This window comes from Streptomyces sp. NPDC038200, assembly GCF_055600785.1.
Genome location: NZ_JBVJYH010000021.1, coordinates 86,235 through 101,210 on the forward strand (window position 1 = coordinate 86,235; position 14,976 = coordinate 101,210).

Sequence of the window (14,976 nt, forward strand, 5' to 3'; positions counted from 1 at the left end):
CCTGGCGCCGCGTCCGCGGCGTGAGGCGTGAGGCGTAAGCCGGTCCGATGGCCGGGTTCACGACAGTGGACCCGGCCATCGGCGTTTCCCCGACCGCCGACCCCCGACACCGACCGCCGCCCCCCGACACCGGGCGCCGCCGCCCTTCCCCGACCGCCGCCCCTCGACACCGACCGCCGCCGCCTGCTCCCACTCCCTCCCCCCGGCATCGACCGCCGCCCCTGCTCCCACTCCCCCCGGCCTCCCACCCCCGCACCCCCGCCACCCGCCCGATAACCTCTCCCCATGAGCAGGCCCGCCTCCTTCGTCCCGCCCCCTGGGGCCCGTGCCTACCCCCTTCGGACGGCTCGCGGTGAGTTCGCCGTGGTGGACGCTCCCGTGGCCGACGGGGTGGAGGCCAAGGGGGTCGCGCTGTTGCTGCCGGGGTTCACCGGGAGCAAGGAGGACTTCAACCCCCTGCACGTGCCGCTCGCCGAGCGCGGATACCGGACCGTGGCCGTGGACGGCCGGGGCCAGTTCGAGTCGGACGGGCCGGTGACGGACGAGTCCGCCTACGCGCAGGAGGAGTTGGCGCGGGACGTGCTCGCGCAGGCAGCGGCGATCGGCGGCCCCGTGCATCTGCTGGGCCACTCCCTGGGCGGCCAGATCACCCGCGCGGCGGTCCTGCTCGACCACTCGCCCTTCCGGTCGCTCACCCTGATGTCCTCCGGTCCGGCACAGATCTCGACGCCCCAGCAGGAGCGCGTGAAGCTGCTGCGGGACGCGCTCTCGGTGCTGACCATGGCGGAGGTGTGGGAGGCGATTCAGGGGATGGAGCCGCCGGAGGAGACGGACACCCCCTCGCTCGACGGCGGCCTGGACGACCGGGACGATCTGCGGCGCCGCTGGCTGAGCACCAAGCCCGCCCAACTCCTCGCGACCGGGCGCCAGTTGTGTACGGAATCGGACCGGGTCGCGGAACTGGCCGCCGTGCCGCTGCCGTTCCACGTGCTGTCGGGCGCGCAGGACGACACCTGGCCGCTGCCGCTGCTCGACGAGATGGCGGTACGGCTGAAAGCACGCCGGACGGTCGTCGAGGGCGCCGAGCACTCCCCCAACACCGACCGCCCGCAGGAGACCGCCCGCGCGCTCGCCGACTTCTGGGACGCCGCCGCGCGGGTGTCGTAGGCGCCGCCGCGGATCGTGAGAGTCGTCGGCGGGAGAGTCGGCGGCGAAGAGCGCGGTCCGTGAGGATCGTGGGCGAGAGCGTGGGCCGCGGGAGGCGCGGTGGGTCGGGCAGCTAGTACTGCGCCTGCAGGTGCTCCCAGAAGCCGTCCCTGAGCGAGCGGCGCAGGTCCGCCTGGCCGCGCAGGGAGTACTGGAGCAGTTCCTCGGCCTCGACCAGCAGGTCCTGGTCGACGGAGCCGGGCAGGTAGGGGTGGCCGGGGAACAGTTCGACCAGCGCTTCACGCCCCCGGGAGGCGAGCCACCGCGCCGCGATCTGGGCACCGACGAAGCGCACGTCCTCCCTGGTGGGGCGGCCGGCGCTGGTGGCGTCGTACGCGGCGGCCGTGCGCCGGGAGACGTACGGCTTGAAGAACTCCAGGTCGAACGTGCGCTGGCTGTCGACCTCCCAGAGCAGCGGCTCGGCCTGGTTGCGACCCTCGGGCGCCTCGATGCCCCAGAGGTGGACGCGGGCGCCGTAGCCCTGGGCCGCCTCGACCGCCGAGACCAGGTCCTCGTCGCCGCCGAGCAGGGCCGCGTCGCTGATCGCGCGGTGGCGTGCGAGCGACTCCAGGTCCGTCCGGATCAGCGAGTCGACGCCCTTCTGCTGGTTGTTGGCGTTGAGGTTGCCGAGGCGGACCTTGACGTCGGGCAGCTCGGCGATGACCTGCTGCTCGGCGGTGTGGATACGGCGCCGGGCACCGTCGTACCAGTAGACGCGCAGCAGCCGGCTGTCCGCGAAGATCGTGCGGGCCCTGTCGATCAGCGCCTCGATCAAGCCCTCGGCATCCAGGTCGAAGGCCCGGCGGTCCTCGGTCCCGGCGACCAGCCGGCCTGCGGCTGCGTACAGATAGCCCGCGTCGACGAAGATCGCGTGGGTGGAGGGCGTCTTCGCCACCTCGGCGAGCATGCGTTCCAGCAGCTCGTTCGTGCGGTCGATACGGGCGCCGAGGGCGGCCAGGTCGTCGTTCATCGCCCCCATTGTCCCGGTGGTCACACTGCGGAGACAACCGGTCCCGATCGGTTCCTCCCTCGCCGCTTACCGGTCAGTAATTAGTTGTTCGAAAAATTTCTTTAGCGTAGGGAATGTTCGTAACGTGCGACGTGTTGACTTGGGTACGACGCTGGATACACCAGACGTCACATCAAGTAGTTCTCCGCAGGAGGATGACCAGACGAAGGGAGAAGCCCATGCGCTTCGAAATCATGCGACTCGACGAGGTCGACGGCACCACCGTGGACAGCACCGTCGTGGACGCCGCCTCCGTCAACCGGATCGTTCAGCAGGCCGCCGCCATCGGACAGCGCCTGTGGATTCGTCCGGCCGAGACCACCCCGGCCTCGTAACCCGCACACGGGCGTTCGCCACTCAAGCTTTCCGGGGGAGCCGAGCCGACGAGGGCTCAGCTCCCCCGGATCACCTGAGTGACCCCGTTGATGATCTGCTGCACCGCGATCGCGGAGAGCATCATGCCCGCGAGCCGCGTCACCAGGACGACTCCGCCGTCCTTGATGACCCGGATGATCAGCAGCGAGTAACGCATCACCAGCCACAGCACGACGTGGATCGCGAGGATCGCGGACCACACCGAGATCTGCGTGCTCACGCTGTCGGCCTTCTGCACGGCCAGGATCACGGACACGATCGCACCGGGGCCGGCCAGCAGCGGCATGCCCAGCGGCACCAGGGCGACGTTGACGTCCTTGGTCTGCTTCGGCTCGTCGGTCTTGCCGGTGAGCAGGTCCAGCGCGATGAGCAGAAGCAGCAGCCCGCCCGCGATCATCAGCGCGGGGACGGAGACGTGCAGGTAGTCGAGGATCTGATGGCCCAGGACGCCGAAGGTGGCGATGACCCCGCCGGCCACGCAGACGGCCTGGAAAGCCATGCGCTTCTGCACCTTGGCGGGGCGGCCGGCGGTGAGGGCCAGGAAGATCGGGGTGATCCCAGGGGGATCCATGATGACAAAAAGGGTCAGGAACAGAGAGCCGAAGACGGCGATGTCGAACATGGGGGAAGTACAGGCCTTGCGGGAGTGAACGAACGGGAGTGAACCGGCGCGGGGATGATCCCCGGGGATGTCAGACCCCGCCGGCGCCCGGGACGGGGAACGCGCCGGTGGCCCGCCGGATGATCTCCCCGTACACCTCGGGGTCGGTCGTGTACGCGCCGAGCGCCACGGTCTTGCGGCTGCCGTGGTAGTCCGAGGAGCCGGTGGCCAGCAGCCCCAGCTCCTTCGCCAGGCCGCGCAGCCGGTCCCGGGCGTCGAGGTCGTGGTCCATGTGGTCGACCTCGATGCCGTCCAGACCGGCTTCGGCCAGTTCGGCGATGCGGACCTCGGGCACGGTGCGGCCACGCTTGGCGGCGGCCGGGTGCGCGAACACACAGACCCCGCCCGCGGCCTTGACCAGCCGGATCGCCTCGAAGGGGTCGGTCTCGTGCTTCTCCACGAAGGCCCGCCCGCCGTCGGCCAGCCATTCCTCGGTGAACGCGTCGCTCACCGTCGGCACGACACCCAGCTCGACCAGCGCGGTCGCGACATGCGGGCGCCCGACGGAGCCCCCGGCGGCGATCCGCTCGACCTGGTCCCAGGTGACCGGCACACCCAGCTCGTTCAGCTTGGCGACCATGCCCCGGGCCCGCGGCACCCGGTCGTCCCGGATCAGCTCGCGCTCGGCGAGCAGGGCGGGCTCCTCGGGGTCGAAGAGGTAGGCCAGCAGGTGCATCGAGACGCCGTCGATCCGGCAGGACAGCTCGGCACCGGTGACCAGCGTCAGCCCCTCGGGCAGCGCGGCGGTCGCCTCGGCGTGTCCGCGGGTGGTGTCGTGGTCGGTCAGCGCGACGACGTCCAGTCCGGCCGCGGCGGCCTTGCGCACCAGCTCGGCCGGGGTGTCCGTGCCGTCGGAGGCCGTGGAGTGACAGTGCAGATCGATGCGCACGCGAACTCCAGGCGGACGGACGGAAGGGGACACCCAAGGATAGCGGGGTTTTCAAGCCCCCCTGTCACACCCGCGCCCGGCCGGCACCCCCTACCGCATCCCCGTGCTGAACCCGGGAACATCACACGAGCGGCCCACCGAGCAAGGCATCACCGCGGGAGCAAGCACCACCCGCCCCGCAGGACGTCACCCCGGCGGCAAGCACACCACCCCGCGGGACATCACAGCCGGAGCAAGCGCAGCCCACGCCGCGCTCCACGGCCGGAGCAAGCACATCCCACACCGCGCGTCACGGCCGGAGCAAGCGCAGCCCACACCGCGCTCCACGACCGGAGCAAAGGCAGCCCACACCGCGCGTCACGGCCGGAGCAAGCGCGGCGACAGGGCTCCGCAGGGGACCAGGTCTATCTCCGCCCCCGCGTCCCGCAGATCGGTCAGCACCAGCTCGTCGTACATGAGCAGGCCCGCCTGCTCGGGCCACATCACCGCCCACAGCCACATCCCGAGGGCCTCGCCGGCGAAGACGGCGCGGTCGTCGGGGGTGCGGTAGACGTGCCAGAGCGGGGTCGGGCGGCCCGCGGCCAGCACCTTGGCCTGCGGCGGCTTCTCCACGTTCATGTACGACCCGGGGTCCGGGCCGTCGATGCCGGCGTAGCGCGCGCCGAGACCGACGCCCAGCTCCTCGGCGATCAGGATCATCTCCCCGGGGCCGCCGAGCGGCCCGGGGCCCGAGCAGGCCACCGCGGTCGCCCGGCCGCCGCTGCGGTCGTCCCCGGCGTACCCGACGCCCGTGAACAGCCACCCGACCGGGAGCGGCCACGGCATCCACACCGGCACCTGCGTGCGATGCACGACGACACTGAGCCCCTCGACGCTGGGCGGGATCACGGGCTGCAGCGGATACACCGTGCCGTGCACATCGCACTGCCACGCATCGGCGAAGAGTCCGGGAGCCCTGACCCGGCCACCACACCTCGGGCAACTGGGTTCGCCCCTCATAGGGCTCCACGGTCCTACCCCGGCCCGCCCACGTCAAGGACGATCACCCGTCCGGACGGAAGACCCGACCATATGCCGGACCGACCGGGATAGATGCATCTTGCATTAATTAGGTGCGCTAACTTACTATGTGTAAAACGCAACCACTTACGCGAGAGGGGAGAAGCACATGGACTCCTTCGATGCGGGGGCCGGCGGCCTCCTGCGCCAGCCCAAGGCGGTCTGGGCCACGGCCGGCGCCTCCGTCGTCGCCTTCATGGGCATCGGCCTCGTCGACCCGATCCTGCCGTCGATCGCGCGGGGCCTGGACGCCACCCCCAGCCAGGTCTCCCTGCTCTTCACCTCGTACTTCCTGATCACCGCCGTCGCGATGCTGCTGACCGGCTTCGTCTCCAGCCGTATCGGCGGCCGCAAGACCCTGCTGCTCGGTCTCGCCTTCGTGATCGTCTTCGCGGGCCTGGCCGGCACCTCCGGCTCGGTCGGCCAGCTCGTCGGGTTCCGGGCCGGCTGGGGCCTCGGCAACGCGCTCTTCGTCTCCACCGCCCTCGCGGTCATCGTCGGCGCGGCGGCCGGCGGCAGCGCGGCGGCGATCCTGCTGTACGAGTCCGCGCTCGGCCTCGGCATGGCCTGCGGCCCGCTGCTCGGCGCGGTCCTCGGCAACATCAGCTGGCGCTACCCCTTCTTCGGCACGGCCACGCTGATGGCGATCGGCTTCCTGTGCATCACCGCGTTCCTGAAGGAGCAGCCGAAGCCGGCCCGGAAGACCTCGGTCCTGGACCCCCTCAAGGCGCTCGGCCACGGCGGCCTGGCCTCGGCGGCGGTCTCGGCGTTCTTCTACAACTACACGTTCTTCACCGTGCTGGCCTTCACGCCGTTCGTGCTGGACATGACGCCCTACCGCTCGGGCGCGGTGTTCTTCGCCTGGGGCCTGCTGCTCGCCGTGTTCTCGGTCATCGTGGCCCCGCGCATGCAGGCCCGGTTCGGCTCGCTGAAGGTGCTCGGCGGCTCGCTGGTACTGCTCGCGGCGGACGTGCTCGTGCTCGGCTACGGCGACCACACCACGGCCGTCGTCTGCACGATCCTGTCCGGCGCGTTCATCGGCGTGAACAACACCGTCTACACCGAACTGGCCCTCGGCGTGTCGGACGCCCCGCGCCCGGTGGCGAGCGCGGGCTACAACTTCGTCCGCTGGTTCGCCGCCGCGGCGGCGCCCTACTTCGCGCCGAAGATCGAGGAGTGGACCGACATCCACATCCCGTTCGTGGTCGCGGCCGTCACCGCCGTACTGGGCGCGCTCGTGGTGCTCGTACGACGCCGGGCCCTCACGCACGAGGCGGAGGAGCTGGAGCCGCGGCATGCCGCCGAGGACGGTGTCACGGCCTTCGCCAACTGACCAGATTCGGCCTTGTGTTGGTGAGATCGGTCACCTGCGTGTCAGTCCAGCGGGACGGTCCCCCGGGCCGGGTCCCTCAGGTCCGTCCCGTTCGCGAGCCAGCGCTCCTGGAGGGCCTGGGCGCCGTGCACGCGCTTCCAGGCGGCCTCGTTCGGGGTCATCGGCAGCAGCGGCAGGAAGCGTACGGGGTCCATCGGATCGTCCAGCTCCAGGTCCTCGACGAGACCGCCGGGCTCACCGACCAGCACCGAGGTGAAGGGGGCGCCGGGCCACAGCGGCTCCCCCACGTCCAGGGAGGCGCCCGGGCTCACCACAAGGCCCTCCACCTGCGGGGTCGCGGCCAGGACGGCGAGCGGGCGGAGCACCTTGTCGGTGTCGGCGCGGCCCGCGCGGACGGACAGGACCAGTTCCGCGCGGGGCCCCTTGACCGGGTCGGCGAGCATCGCCGTGGGGTCCGTCATGGGGTGCTGGGACATGCCGAGGGTGGCGTACCGGACGACGTCCCCCTCGCTGAAGCGGAGCACCTCGATGCGGTCCGTGCCGAGGAAGGTGACCGCGGCGCGCGCGTCCGGTTCGCCCAGCGCGGTGCTCAACCGGGCCTCGACCAGAGGAAGAACATCAGCCATGCGGTGAGCATAGAACTCGTCAGTAGCGGGCAAAGCGGCGCCTTGACACATCGGGCGGCTGCTACGCTGAGCCGGTGGTTCGGGGCAGCACGCTGAAGCGTCGCTATCGGGTCCCGACGCCGACGAGACTCCCTTACGAGGGACCGGCCGGAGGAGGTGGGGCTGTCATGGATCGAAGTCGATCGTGCAGTACCACTCGCTCTTCCGGCTGCTGATGTAACTATCGGCTGGCCGCCGCCTCCCCTGCGCATCGTCGCTCGGAAGAGCACTTCGTCTTGCTCTGCCTGATCTGTCTGATCTGAATCAGTTCTGCATCAGTAGCGAAGTCGCCACCGCGACGGTGCGGTGCTCCCCGCTTTGTGGACGTGCCAAACATCCAGGGTCTGGACGTCCCCATTCCGGGTAGTTCCACCCGTTGCTTCGCGCTCTCGCTGCCCGCCCGCGAAGGAGCCTGCCCATGTCGATGATCCGCGACCTGCGTGCCGTGGTCCGCCCGTCGTCCCGCGTCTCGCTGCGCAAGGACGCGAGCCCGTCGTACGACACCACGCGCGACCCCGCGACGCCGTCGGCCGTCGTCGACTGCGCCGTCTACCGCGACGGCGCCCGGGTGCCCAGTGCCACGCCGCTGACCCCGCAGGAGGCGATGCGGCAGGTGCGCCGCGACGGCGGGTTCGTCTGGATCGGCCTGCACGAGCCGACCGAGTCGGAATTCGCCGGAATCGCCGGGGAGTTCGGACTGCACCCGCTGGCCGTCGAGGACGCGGTGCAGGCACACCAGCGGCCCAAGCTGGAGCGCTACGACGACTCGCTGTTCACCGTCTTCAAGACCATCCACTACGTCGAGCACGACCGGCTCACCGCCAACAGCGAGGTCGTCGAGACCGGCGAGGTCATGTGCTTCACCGGCCGGGACTTCTTCATCACCGTCCGGCACGGCGGCCAGGGCTCGCTGCGCGCCCTGCGGCACCGTCTCCAGGACGACCCGGAGCTGCTCGCCAAGGGCCCCTCGGCCGTGCTGCACGCCATCGCCGACCACGTCGTGGACGGCTACATCGCGGTCGCCGACGCGGTGCAGGACGACATCGACGAGGTGGAGACCGAGGTCTTCTCGCCCGGCCGCCGGGGCGGGGTCTCGCGCGGTGTGGACTCGGCGCGGATCTACCAGCTCAAGCGCGAGGTGCTGGAGTTCAAGCGCGCGGTGGCGCCCCTGCTGCGGCCCATGCAGCTGCTCAGCGAGCGGCCGATGCGGCTGATCGACCCGGACATCCAGAAGTACTTCCGGGACGTCGCCGACCACCTCGCTCGGGTCCAGGAGCAGGTGCTGGGCTTCGACGAACTCCTCAACTCCATCCTCCAGGCCAACCTGGCCCAGGCGTCCGTCGCGCAGAACGAGGACATGCGCAAGATCACGTCCTGGGCCGCGATCGTCGCCGTACCGACGATGGTGTGCGGGGTGTACGGCATGAACTTCGACTACATGCCGGAGACGCACTGGCGGTTCGGCTACCCGGTGATCATGGCCATCACCGGTGTCATCTGCCTCGGCATCCACCGCACGCTGAAGCGCAACGGCTGGCTGTGAGCGGGCGCGGCCGGCCTGGATAGGCTGGGGCGCATGACGAGACAGCTGCTCGACCAGGCCCTCATCGAGGAGGCCTCGAAGAAGTCCGGCCTGGTCTGGGTCCGGGGCGTCGACGCCACGGCCGCGCGTGCGCTGTGGCATGTCTGGCACGAGGGCGCCGTGTGCGTGGTCGGCGGGGGCCCCGGTGAGCAGCCGCTGGAGGGGCTGCCCGACGGCGGCGCCGCCGAGGTGAGCGTGCGCAGCAAGGACAAGGGCGGCCGGCTGGTGACCTTCCCGGTGACCGTGACCGAGCTGGTGTCCGGCTCGGAGGAGTGGGAGGCGGCCGTCGCCGAGCTGAAGGGCAAGCGGCTGAACGCCCCCGACGGCGAGGAGATGCCGGCCCGCTGGGCCCGCGAGTGCCGGGTGCTGCGCCTGGTGCCGACGGGGGCGGTGACCCCGGTACCGGCCGGCAACCTGGCGGAGCGTCCCGTACCGACGCCGGCGACGACCCGCGAACCGGTACCGGCGGGCCTGCCGAAGCTGCTGTTCAAGCGGCGCAAGCGCAAGTGATCCCGCCGGCCTCGCGGCCGTGACGCCCCGGCGGGCGTCCCGGTGGCGCTACGACGCCGGCAGCTGCTTGCCGTAGTCCACCGTCTCCGACTCGGCCGGTTCCCGCACGGTGAAGCTCTTCCCCCAGTCCGAGAAGCGGAGCGTGCCCGCGTCGCCGCCGCGGACCAGGCGCAGGGGGTACGGGCTGCCCTGGAGGGACACGTCCAGCGTGCCGCCGGAGCCCTTGTCGCCGGTGATACGGATCGTGGGGGTACCCGACTGATCGGTGTGGTGGCCGTCCGTCGCCAGCGCGCCGTGCAGTGTCAGCAGACCGTCGAGGAGGACGTCCTTGTCCGTGAAACCGCTGAACTTCTTGTACGCCGGATCCCCCTTCGGCACCTTCACGTACTTGCCGTCCAGCTTGCCCGTGGCGCCGTCGCTGCCGTCGGCGTGGTTCCAGAAGCCGGCGTCGGCCATGAGATACAGCTCCTGACCCACCCGCAGCAGCTTGAAGGTCGCCCCCTGCGAGGTCACCGAACCGGTCCCGCCGTCGTCCTTCAGCCGCATGTCCAGCCGGTACGTACGGCCGCTGGTGACCACGGTCCCGGACAGCCGTACGGCCGACGCCGCGTCCGCGGCGGCCCGCGTCTTCGCCTCGATCCTGCCGGCGGACAGCTTGCCCACCCCGTTCGTCCCCGCGTCCGGGTCCTCGTCCCCGCCGCACCCCGACAGCACCATCGCTCCCGTCACGGCCCACGCGCAGGCCGCGGCGGCCAGCGCGGTACGGCGGGTACGGCCCGGGGGAATCGCAGTCACAGGTGGAGCTGCCTTTCTGACGAGTCCGTGAGCGGCGTACCGCAGCGTACCGGGGCCCCACCGGCCCGGCGGAGCCAGTCCGTACGGACCGCTCACCAGGGCGTATTGGATCGGTACGGGCTAGCCTGAAGCGCACGCGAGTGGGCAGACAACTGCAAACCCCGCACAATGCGAGCAAAGGAAGCACAGCCATGGCAGCCGGTGCCCCCCGGATCTTCGTCTCGCACCTCGCCGGGGTCCCCGTCTTCGATCCGAACGGCGACCAGGTGGGACGCGTGCGCGATCTGGTCGTCATGCTGCGCGTCGGGCGACGGCCCCCGCGCGTCCTCGGCCTGGTGGTCGAACTGTCCACCCGGCGCCGTATCTTCCTGCCCATGACCCGGGTGACCGGCGTCGAGTCCGGCCAGGTCATCACCACCGGCGTGATGAACGTCCGCCGCTTCGAGCAGCGGCCCACCGAGCGGCTGGTCTTCGGCGAGCTGCTGGACCGGCGGGTGACGCTGGTCGAGACCGGCGAGGAGGTCACCGTCCTCGACGTGTCCGTGCAGCAGCTGCCCGCCCGCCGGGACTGGGAGGTCGACCGCGTCTTCCTCCGCAAGGGCAGGAAGGGCAGCGCCTTCCGGCGGGCGAAGGGCGAGACGCTGACCGCCGAGTGGTCGGCCGTCACCGGGTTCTCCCTGGAGGAGCACGGACAGGGCGCCGAGAGCCTGCTCGCCACCTTCGAGCAGCTGCGCCCCGCCGACCTCGCCAACGTCCTGCACCACCTGTCCGCCAAGCGGCGGGCCGAGGTCGCCGCCGCCCTCAACGACGACCGGCTCGCCGACGTGCTCGAAGAGCTGCCGGAGGACGACCAGATCGAGATCCTCGGCAAGCTGAAGGAGGAGCGCGCCGCGGACGTGCTGGAGGCGATGGACCCGGACGACGCGGCCGACCTGCTCTCCGAACTGCCCGAGGAGGACAAGGAGCGGCTGCTGAGCCTGATGCAGCCCGCCGACGCGGCCGAGATGCGCCGTCTGATGTCGTACGAGGAGCACACGGCCGGCGGTCTGATGACGACGGAGCCGATCGTGCTGCGGCCCGACGCCACCGTCGCCGACGCCCTCGCCCGGGTCCGCAACCCGGACCTCTCCCCCGCCCTCGCCGCCCAGGTCTACGTCTGCCGCCCGCCGGACGAGACCCCGACCGGCAAATACCTGGGCACCGTCCACTTCCAGCGGCTGCTGCGCGACCCCCCGTACACCCTGGTCAGCTCGGTCCTGGACGACGATCTCCAGCCCCTGGACCCGGACGCCGCCCTGCCGGTCATCGCCGGGTTCTTCGCCACCTACGACATGGTCGCGGCGCCCGTGGTGGACGAGTCCGGGTCGCTGCTCGGCGCGGTGACCGTGGACGACGTGCTGGACCACATGCTGCCCGACGACTGGCGGGAGACGGAGTTCCATCTGGACGAGGGGGAGGAGGCGCCCACCCATGGCTCCTGAGCGCGAGACCGGGACCCGCGAGCGCCATCCCGCGGGCGCCACGGCCGCCACCCGTCCCCGGGGCCCCCGCCTGGACCAGCCGCGCCCGCCGCGCCGGCGGCTCCTGCCCGAGTGGGACCCGGAGGCCTTCGGCCGGCTGTCGGAGAAGATCGCCCGGTTCCTGGGCACCGGACGCTTCATCGTCTGGATGACGGTCGTCATCATCCTGTGGGTGCTGTGGAACGTCGCCGCGCCGGAGGCGCTGCGCTTCGACCAGTACCCCTTCATCTTCCTGACCCTGATGCTGTCCCTCCAGGCGTCCTACGCGGCCCCGCTGATCCTGCTCGCGCAGAACAGGCAGGACGACCGCGACCGGGTCAACCTGGAGCAGGACCGCAAGCAGAACGAGCGGTCCATCGCCGACACCGAGTACCTGACCCGGGAGATCGCCGCGCTGCGCATGGGCCTGGGCGAGGTGGCCACCCGCGACTGGATCCGCTCGGAGCTTCAGGACCTGGTGAAGGAAGTGGAGGAGCGGCGCCGCCCCGACGGGCACGCCGGTCAGGTGGTATTCCCGGCGGAACGGGCAGAACGCCCCCCGGGACGTGACACAGACGACCGCTGAGGGGCATCCCGGAGGCCCCTCCGAGCGCCGTACCATCGTCCTTATGGCTACGGAAGACGCGGTGCGCGAGGCACTGGCGACGGTGAACGACCCCGAGATCAACCGCCCGATCACCGAACTCGGGATGGTCAAATCGGTGGAGATCGGCGCGGACGGAGCGGTCGCGGTCACCGTGTACCTGACGGTGTCCGGCTGCCCGATGCGCGACACCATCACCCAGCGTGTCACCGAGGCGGTCTCCCGGGTCGAGGGCGTCACCCGCGTCGACGTCACCCTGGACGTGATGAGCGACGAGCAGCGCAAGGAGCTGGCGGCGGCCCTGCGCGGCGGCCAGGCCGAGCGCGAGGTCCCCTTCGCCAAGCCGGGCAACCTCACCCGGGTCTACGCGGTCGCCTCCGGCAAGGGCGGTGTCGGCAAGTCCTCGGTGACGGTGAACCTGGCGGCGGCGATGGCCGCCGACGGTCTGAAGGTCGGTGTCGTGGACGCCGACATCTACGGCCACAGCGTGCCGCGCATGCTCGGCGCCGACGGCCGCCCCACCCAGGTCGAGAACATGATCATGCCGCCGTCGGCGAACGGCGTGAAGGTCATCTCCATCGGCATGTTCACCCCGGGCAACGCCCCGGTCGTCTGGCGCGGCCCCATGCTGCACCGCGCCCTCCAGCAGTTCCTCGCCGACGTCTACTGGGGCGACCTGGACGTCCTGCTGCTGGACCTCCCGCCCGGCACGGGCGACATCGCGATCTCCGTGGCCCAGCTGATCCCGAACGCCGAGATCCTGGTCGTGACGACCCCGCAGCAGGCGGCGGCCGAGGTGGCCGAGCGGGCCGGCTCCATCGCCGTCCAGACCCACCAGAAGATCGTCGGCGTGGTCGAGAACATGTCCGGCCTGCCCTGTCCGCACTGCGGCGAGATGGTCGACGTCTTCGGCACCGGCGGCGGCCAGCTGGTCGCCGACGGCCTGACCCGCACCACCGGCACGACGGTCCCGGTCCTCGGCAACATCCCGATCGACGTCCGCCTCCGCGAGGGCGGCGACGAGGGCAAGCCCGTGGTCCTGTCCGACCCGGACTCCCCGGCCGGCTCGGCCCTGCGCGCCATCGCCGGAAAGCTGGGCGGCCGTCAGCGCGGCCTGTCGGGCCTGTCCCTGGGCATCACCCCGAAGAACAAGTTCTGAGGTTCTGAGGGACCCTCAGCAACCCCTGAGGGGTCTTCAGGGGCTCCTGAGGGACCTTCAGCGCGTTCCGAGAGGTTCTCGGCGGGCGGCGAGGCAGCCGGCCCGGAAGGGGCGCGGGGAACTGCGCGAGCGGCCCCAGCGCACCCGCACGGGCCCGACCGGCACCACGCCCCACGACGACGGGGCACCACGCCCCACGACGACGGGGCACCACGCCCCACGACGACGGGGCGCCGAGAACGATCGGCGCCCCTCTTCGGCCCGGCCCCGTCGGCTAGGCGTACGCGGCGACGTCCTTCACCGCGGCGAATCCCAGCCCGTACGCGCTCATCCCGCGCCCGTACGCCCCGAGGTGGACCCCGGAGCCGGTCGTGCCGGCCAGCACCCAGCCGAACTCCGACTCCCGGTAATAGAAAGTGGCCGCCGCCCCGTCCACCGGAAGGGAGAGCGTGGACCACTCCGGGCCCTCCAGGTCGTCGGCCAGCGCCCACGCCGTCTCCGTCTGCTGGTCCAGCCAGTCGTCGCGCAGACTGTGGTCCATCTGGCCGGGCCAGGTGAACGACAGCAGCCCCACCCCGGCCAGCCAGGCCGCGGAGGACACCGAGGTCGCCTCCAGCAACCCCGTGCCGTCGGCGCTCCGCCGGGACGGCTGCGCGGCGACGGTCACCACGACCGCGAACTTCTCCCGCGGCTCACCGGCGGCGCCGGACTCGCCCCGCACCGAGGGCTCGTCGCCGTGCCCGATCGAACCGTGCTCGACGGCACCGTCGGCGGCCGTGCCGACCTGCATCAGCCAGCGCGGCCCCGTGAACGCCTCGTCAAGCCCGTACCACGGGAAGGACGCCTGGAGATAGGCGTCCACCGTGCGCCGGGCAGAGGGGAGCTGTTCTCCGCCCTCCGCGGCCGGCGCCTGCGCGCCCACCCGACTCGTCGTCTCCATCTGCCCGGACGCCTCCTCGCTCTCGCCGGACCGGGATGGCCCGCCCCCCTTCGGGCGTACGCGTCCGGTCCGCACAACAACTCGGCAGCATATCCACACCGCTGAGGGCGGCAGGGCAGGCGCTGGATGCATGGGTCGCACGAACGGCCTGTTCAGGCCGTGTGCGACGGGCTCGCGCTATGAAACGCGTCACGTGCGCGGCGTGCGCCCGTGTGCGCGTGTCGGTGGGGCGGACGGCGGTCAGGTGGCGTCCGCGTCGAAGGGCGGACGGTCGTCGTCGCCGGGCGTCTCGGGCTTCTTCGTCATGTCGACGCGCCCACCGGACGACGAAGGGGACGACGAGGACGACGACGAGGACGCATCGCTGTCGCGGCTGTGGACCGCGTCCGTGACCTCGGCCATCTCCTTCTTCAGGTCGAAGCCGTTGCGGATCTCCTTCAGCCCCAGCTCGTCGTTGTCCATCTGCTTGCGGAGGAACGTCTTGGGGTTGAGGTCCTCGAACTCGAAGTTCTTGAACTCCGGCCCCAGTTCGTCACGGATGTCCTGCTTGGCGCTCTCCGAGAACTCGCGGATCTTCCGGACCGTGCGCATCACGTCCTGGATGACCTTGGGGAGCTTGTCCGGACCGAAGACGAGCACGGCGAGCACGATGATCGTCACCAGCTCCAGTGGTCCTATGTCATTGAACAC

At 71.1% G+C, this 14,976-nt stretch carries 16 protein-coding genes; 8 read left to right on the top strand and 8 right to left on the bottom strand.

All coding sequences use genetic code 11. The features are described 5' to 3' along the window. The first annotated feature begins 285 nt into the window (after nucleotides 1–285). Nucleotides 286–1,167, top strand: a complete 882-nt coding sequence (locus ACZ7KF_RS33165; RefSeq protein ID WP_471083451.1) for an alpha/beta fold hydrolase — start codon at nucleotides 286–288, stop codon at nucleotides 1,165–1,167. Nucleotides 1,168–1,279: 112 nt separating this feature from the next. Here the strand turns inward: ACZ7KF_RS33165 and ACZ7KF_RS33170 are convergent, their stop codons facing one another. Further along, nucleotides 1,280–2,185, bottom strand: a complete 906-nt coding sequence (locus ACZ7KF_RS33170) for an NYN domain-containing protein (RefSeq protein WP_471083664.1) — start codon at nucleotides 2,183–2,185, stop codon at nucleotides 1,280–1,282. Nucleotides 2,186–2,394: 209 nt separating this feature from the next. On the opposite strand from ACZ7KF_RS33170, the gene ACZ7KF_RS33175 reads away from it, so the two are divergent. Beyond that, nucleotides 2,395–2,550 (top strand): hypothetical protein, encoded by a 156-nt coding sequence (locus tag ACZ7KF_RS33175; protein ID WP_225827238.1) that lies wholly within the window; start codon nucleotides 2,395–2,397, stop codon nucleotides 2,548–2,550. A 56-nt stretch (nucleotides 2,551–2,606) separates the two neighbouring features. Here ACZ7KF_RS33175 and ACZ7KF_RS33180 read toward each other — a convergent pair whose 3' ends face one another. From ACZ7KF_RS33180 to ACZ7KF_RS33190, 3 genes are all read right to left on the bottom strand, one after another. Continuing rightward, nucleotides 2,607–3,212: a MarC family protein gene (locus ACZ7KF_RS33180; protein ID WP_471083454.1), complete on the bottom strand. Its 606-nt coding sequence runs from the start codon at nucleotides 3,210–3,212 to the stop codon at nucleotides 2,607–2,609. A 70-nt stretch (nucleotides 3,213–3,282) separates the two neighbouring features. Then, nucleotides 3,283–4,140, bottom strand: coding sequence for a PHP domain-containing protein (locus ACZ7KF_RS33185; RefSeq protein WP_471083456.1), 858 nt, complete (start codon nucleotides 4,138–4,140; stop codon nucleotides 3,283–3,285). Nucleotides 4,141–4,497: 357 nt separating this feature from the next. After that, complete coding sequence (locus tag ACZ7KF_RS33190) at nucleotides 4,498–5,139, bottom strand: DUF6758 family protein (protein WP_471083458.1); 642 nt, start codon at nucleotides 5,137–5,139, stop codon at nucleotides 4,498–4,500. 169 nt (nucleotides 5,140–5,308) lie between these two features. Here ACZ7KF_RS33190 and ACZ7KF_RS33195 point away from each other — a divergent pair, with 169 nt between their 5' ends. Further along, nucleotides 5,309–6,532, top strand: coding sequence for an MFS transporter (locus ACZ7KF_RS33195; protein WP_471083460.1), 1,224 nt, complete (start codon nucleotides 5,309–5,311; stop codon nucleotides 6,530–6,532). A gap of 41 nt (nucleotides 6,533–6,573) precedes the next feature. Here the strand turns inward: ACZ7KF_RS33195 and ACZ7KF_RS33200 are convergent, their stop codons facing one another. Continuing rightward, the gene (locus ACZ7KF_RS33200) at nucleotides 6,574–7,158 is read right to left on the bottom strand and encodes a suppressor of fused domain protein (RefSeq protein ID WP_471083461.1); all 585 of its coding nucleotides are present in this window, start codon (nucleotides 7,156–7,158) and stop codon (nucleotides 6,574–6,576) included. A gap of 457 nt (nucleotides 7,159–7,615) precedes the next feature. On the opposite strand from ACZ7KF_RS33200, the gene ACZ7KF_RS33205 reads away from it, so the two are divergent. Beyond that, nucleotides 7,616–8,740, top strand: coding sequence for a magnesium and cobalt transport protein CorA (locus ACZ7KF_RS33205; protein WP_471083464.1), 1,125 nt, complete (start codon nucleotides 7,616–7,618; stop codon nucleotides 8,738–8,740). Between the two features lie 33 nt (nucleotides 8,741–8,773). Next, a complete protein-coding gene (locus ACZ7KF_RS33210; RefSeq protein ID WP_471083467.1) occupies nucleotides 8,774–9,289 on the top strand; it encodes a hypothetical protein in 516 nt (171 codons plus the stop codon). A gap of 48 nt (nucleotides 9,290–9,337) precedes the next feature. Here the strand turns inward: ACZ7KF_RS33210 and ACZ7KF_RS33215 are convergent, their stop codons facing one another. After that, nucleotides 9,338–10,084, bottom strand: a complete 747-nt coding sequence (locus tag ACZ7KF_RS33215) for a hypothetical protein (protein WP_471083470.1) — start codon at nucleotides 10,082–10,084, stop codon at nucleotides 9,338–9,340. 191 nt (nucleotides 10,085–10,275) lie between these two features. On the opposite strand from ACZ7KF_RS33215, the gene ACZ7KF_RS33220 reads away from it, so the two are divergent. The 3 genes from ACZ7KF_RS33220 to ACZ7KF_RS33230 are packed head-to-tail and all read left to right on the top strand — an operon-like array spanning nucleotide 10,276 to nucleotide 13,346. Then, nucleotides 10,276–11,565: a magnesium transporter MgtE N-terminal domain-containing protein gene (locus ACZ7KF_RS33220; RefSeq protein ID WP_471083473.1), complete on the top strand. Its 1,290-nt coding sequence runs from the start codon at nucleotides 10,276–10,278 to the stop codon at nucleotides 11,563–11,565. Continuing rightward, a complete protein-coding gene (locus ACZ7KF_RS33225; RefSeq protein ID WP_471083476.1) occupies nucleotides 11,555–12,169 on the top strand; it encodes a DUF1003 domain-containing protein in 615 nt (204 codons plus the stop codon). The genes ACZ7KF_RS33220 and ACZ7KF_RS33225 overlap by 11 nt, the downstream gene beginning before the upstream one ends. Before the next feature lie 43 nt (nucleotides 12,170–12,212). Next, nucleotides 12,213–13,346: an Mrp/NBP35 family ATP-binding protein gene (locus ACZ7KF_RS33230; protein ID WP_471083479.1), complete on the top strand. Its 1,134-nt coding sequence runs from the start codon at nucleotides 12,213–12,215 to the stop codon at nucleotides 13,344–13,346. Between the two features lie 274 nt (nucleotides 13,347–13,620). Here ACZ7KF_RS33230 and ACZ7KF_RS33235 read toward each other — a convergent pair whose 3' ends face one another. After that, nucleotides 13,621–14,286 carry a hypothetical protein gene (locus ACZ7KF_RS33235; RefSeq protein WP_471083482.1) on the bottom strand — a complete coding sequence of 222 codons (666 nt, stop codon included), beginning with the start codon at nucleotides 14,284–14,286 and terminating at the stop codon, nucleotides 13,621–13,623. Between the two features lie 240 nt (nucleotides 14,287–14,526). Then, entirely contained in the window at nucleotides 14,527–14,976 is a 450-nt protein-coding gene (locus tag ACZ7KF_RS33240; RefSeq protein ID WP_471083485.1) for a sec-independent translocase, read from the bottom strand.

Coding starts and splice junctions, on each gene's coding strand:
- ACZ7KF_RS33165 (WP_471083451.1), top strand. CDS start 286: ATGAGCAGGCCCGCCTCCTTCGTCCCGCCCCCTGGGGCCCGTGCCTAC.
- ACZ7KF_RS33170 (WP_471083664.1), bottom strand. CDS start 2,185: ATGGGGGCGATGAACGACGACCTGGCCGCCCTCGGCGCCCGTATCGAC.
- ACZ7KF_RS33175 (WP_225827238.1), top strand. CDS start 2,395: ATGCGCTTCGAAATCATGCGACTCGACGAGGTCGACGGCACCACCGTG.
- ACZ7KF_RS33180 (WP_471083454.1), bottom strand. CDS start 3,212: ATGTTCGACATCGCCGTCTTCGGCTCTCTGTTCCTGACCCTTTTTGTC.
- ACZ7KF_RS33190 (WP_471083458.1), bottom strand. CDS start 5,139: ATGAGGGGCGAACCCAGTTGCCCGAGGTGTGGTGGCCGGGTCAGGGCT.
- ACZ7KF_RS33195 (WP_471083460.1), top strand. CDS start 5,309: ATGGACTCCTTCGATGCGGGGGCCGGCGGCCTCCTGCGCCAGCCCAAG.
- ACZ7KF_RS33200 (WP_471083461.1), bottom strand. CDS start 7,158: ATGGCTGATGTTCTTCCTCTGGTCGAGGCCCGGTTGAGCACCGCGCTG.
- ACZ7KF_RS33205 (WP_471083464.1), top strand. CDS start 7,616: ATGTCGATGATCCGCGACCTGCGTGCCGTGGTCCGCCCGTCGTCCCGC.
- ACZ7KF_RS33210 (WP_471083467.1), top strand. CDS start 8,774: ATGACGAGACAGCTGCTCGACCAGGCCCTCATCGAGGAGGCCTCGAAG.
- ACZ7KF_RS33220 (WP_471083473.1), top strand. CDS start 10,276: ATGGCAGCCGGTGCCCCCCGGATCTTCGTCTCGCACCTCGCCGGGGTC.
- ACZ7KF_RS33225 (WP_471083476.1), top strand. CDS start 11,555: ATGGCTCCTGAGCGCGAGACCGGGACCCGCGAGCGCCATCCCGCGGGC.
- ACZ7KF_RS33230 (WP_471083479.1), top strand. CDS start 12,213: ATGGCTACGGAAGACGCGGTGCGCGAGGCACTGGCGACGGTGAACGAC.
- ACZ7KF_RS33235 (WP_471083482.1), bottom strand. CDS start 14,286: ATGGAGACGACGAGTCGGGTGGGCGCGCAGGCGCCGGCCGCGGAGGGC.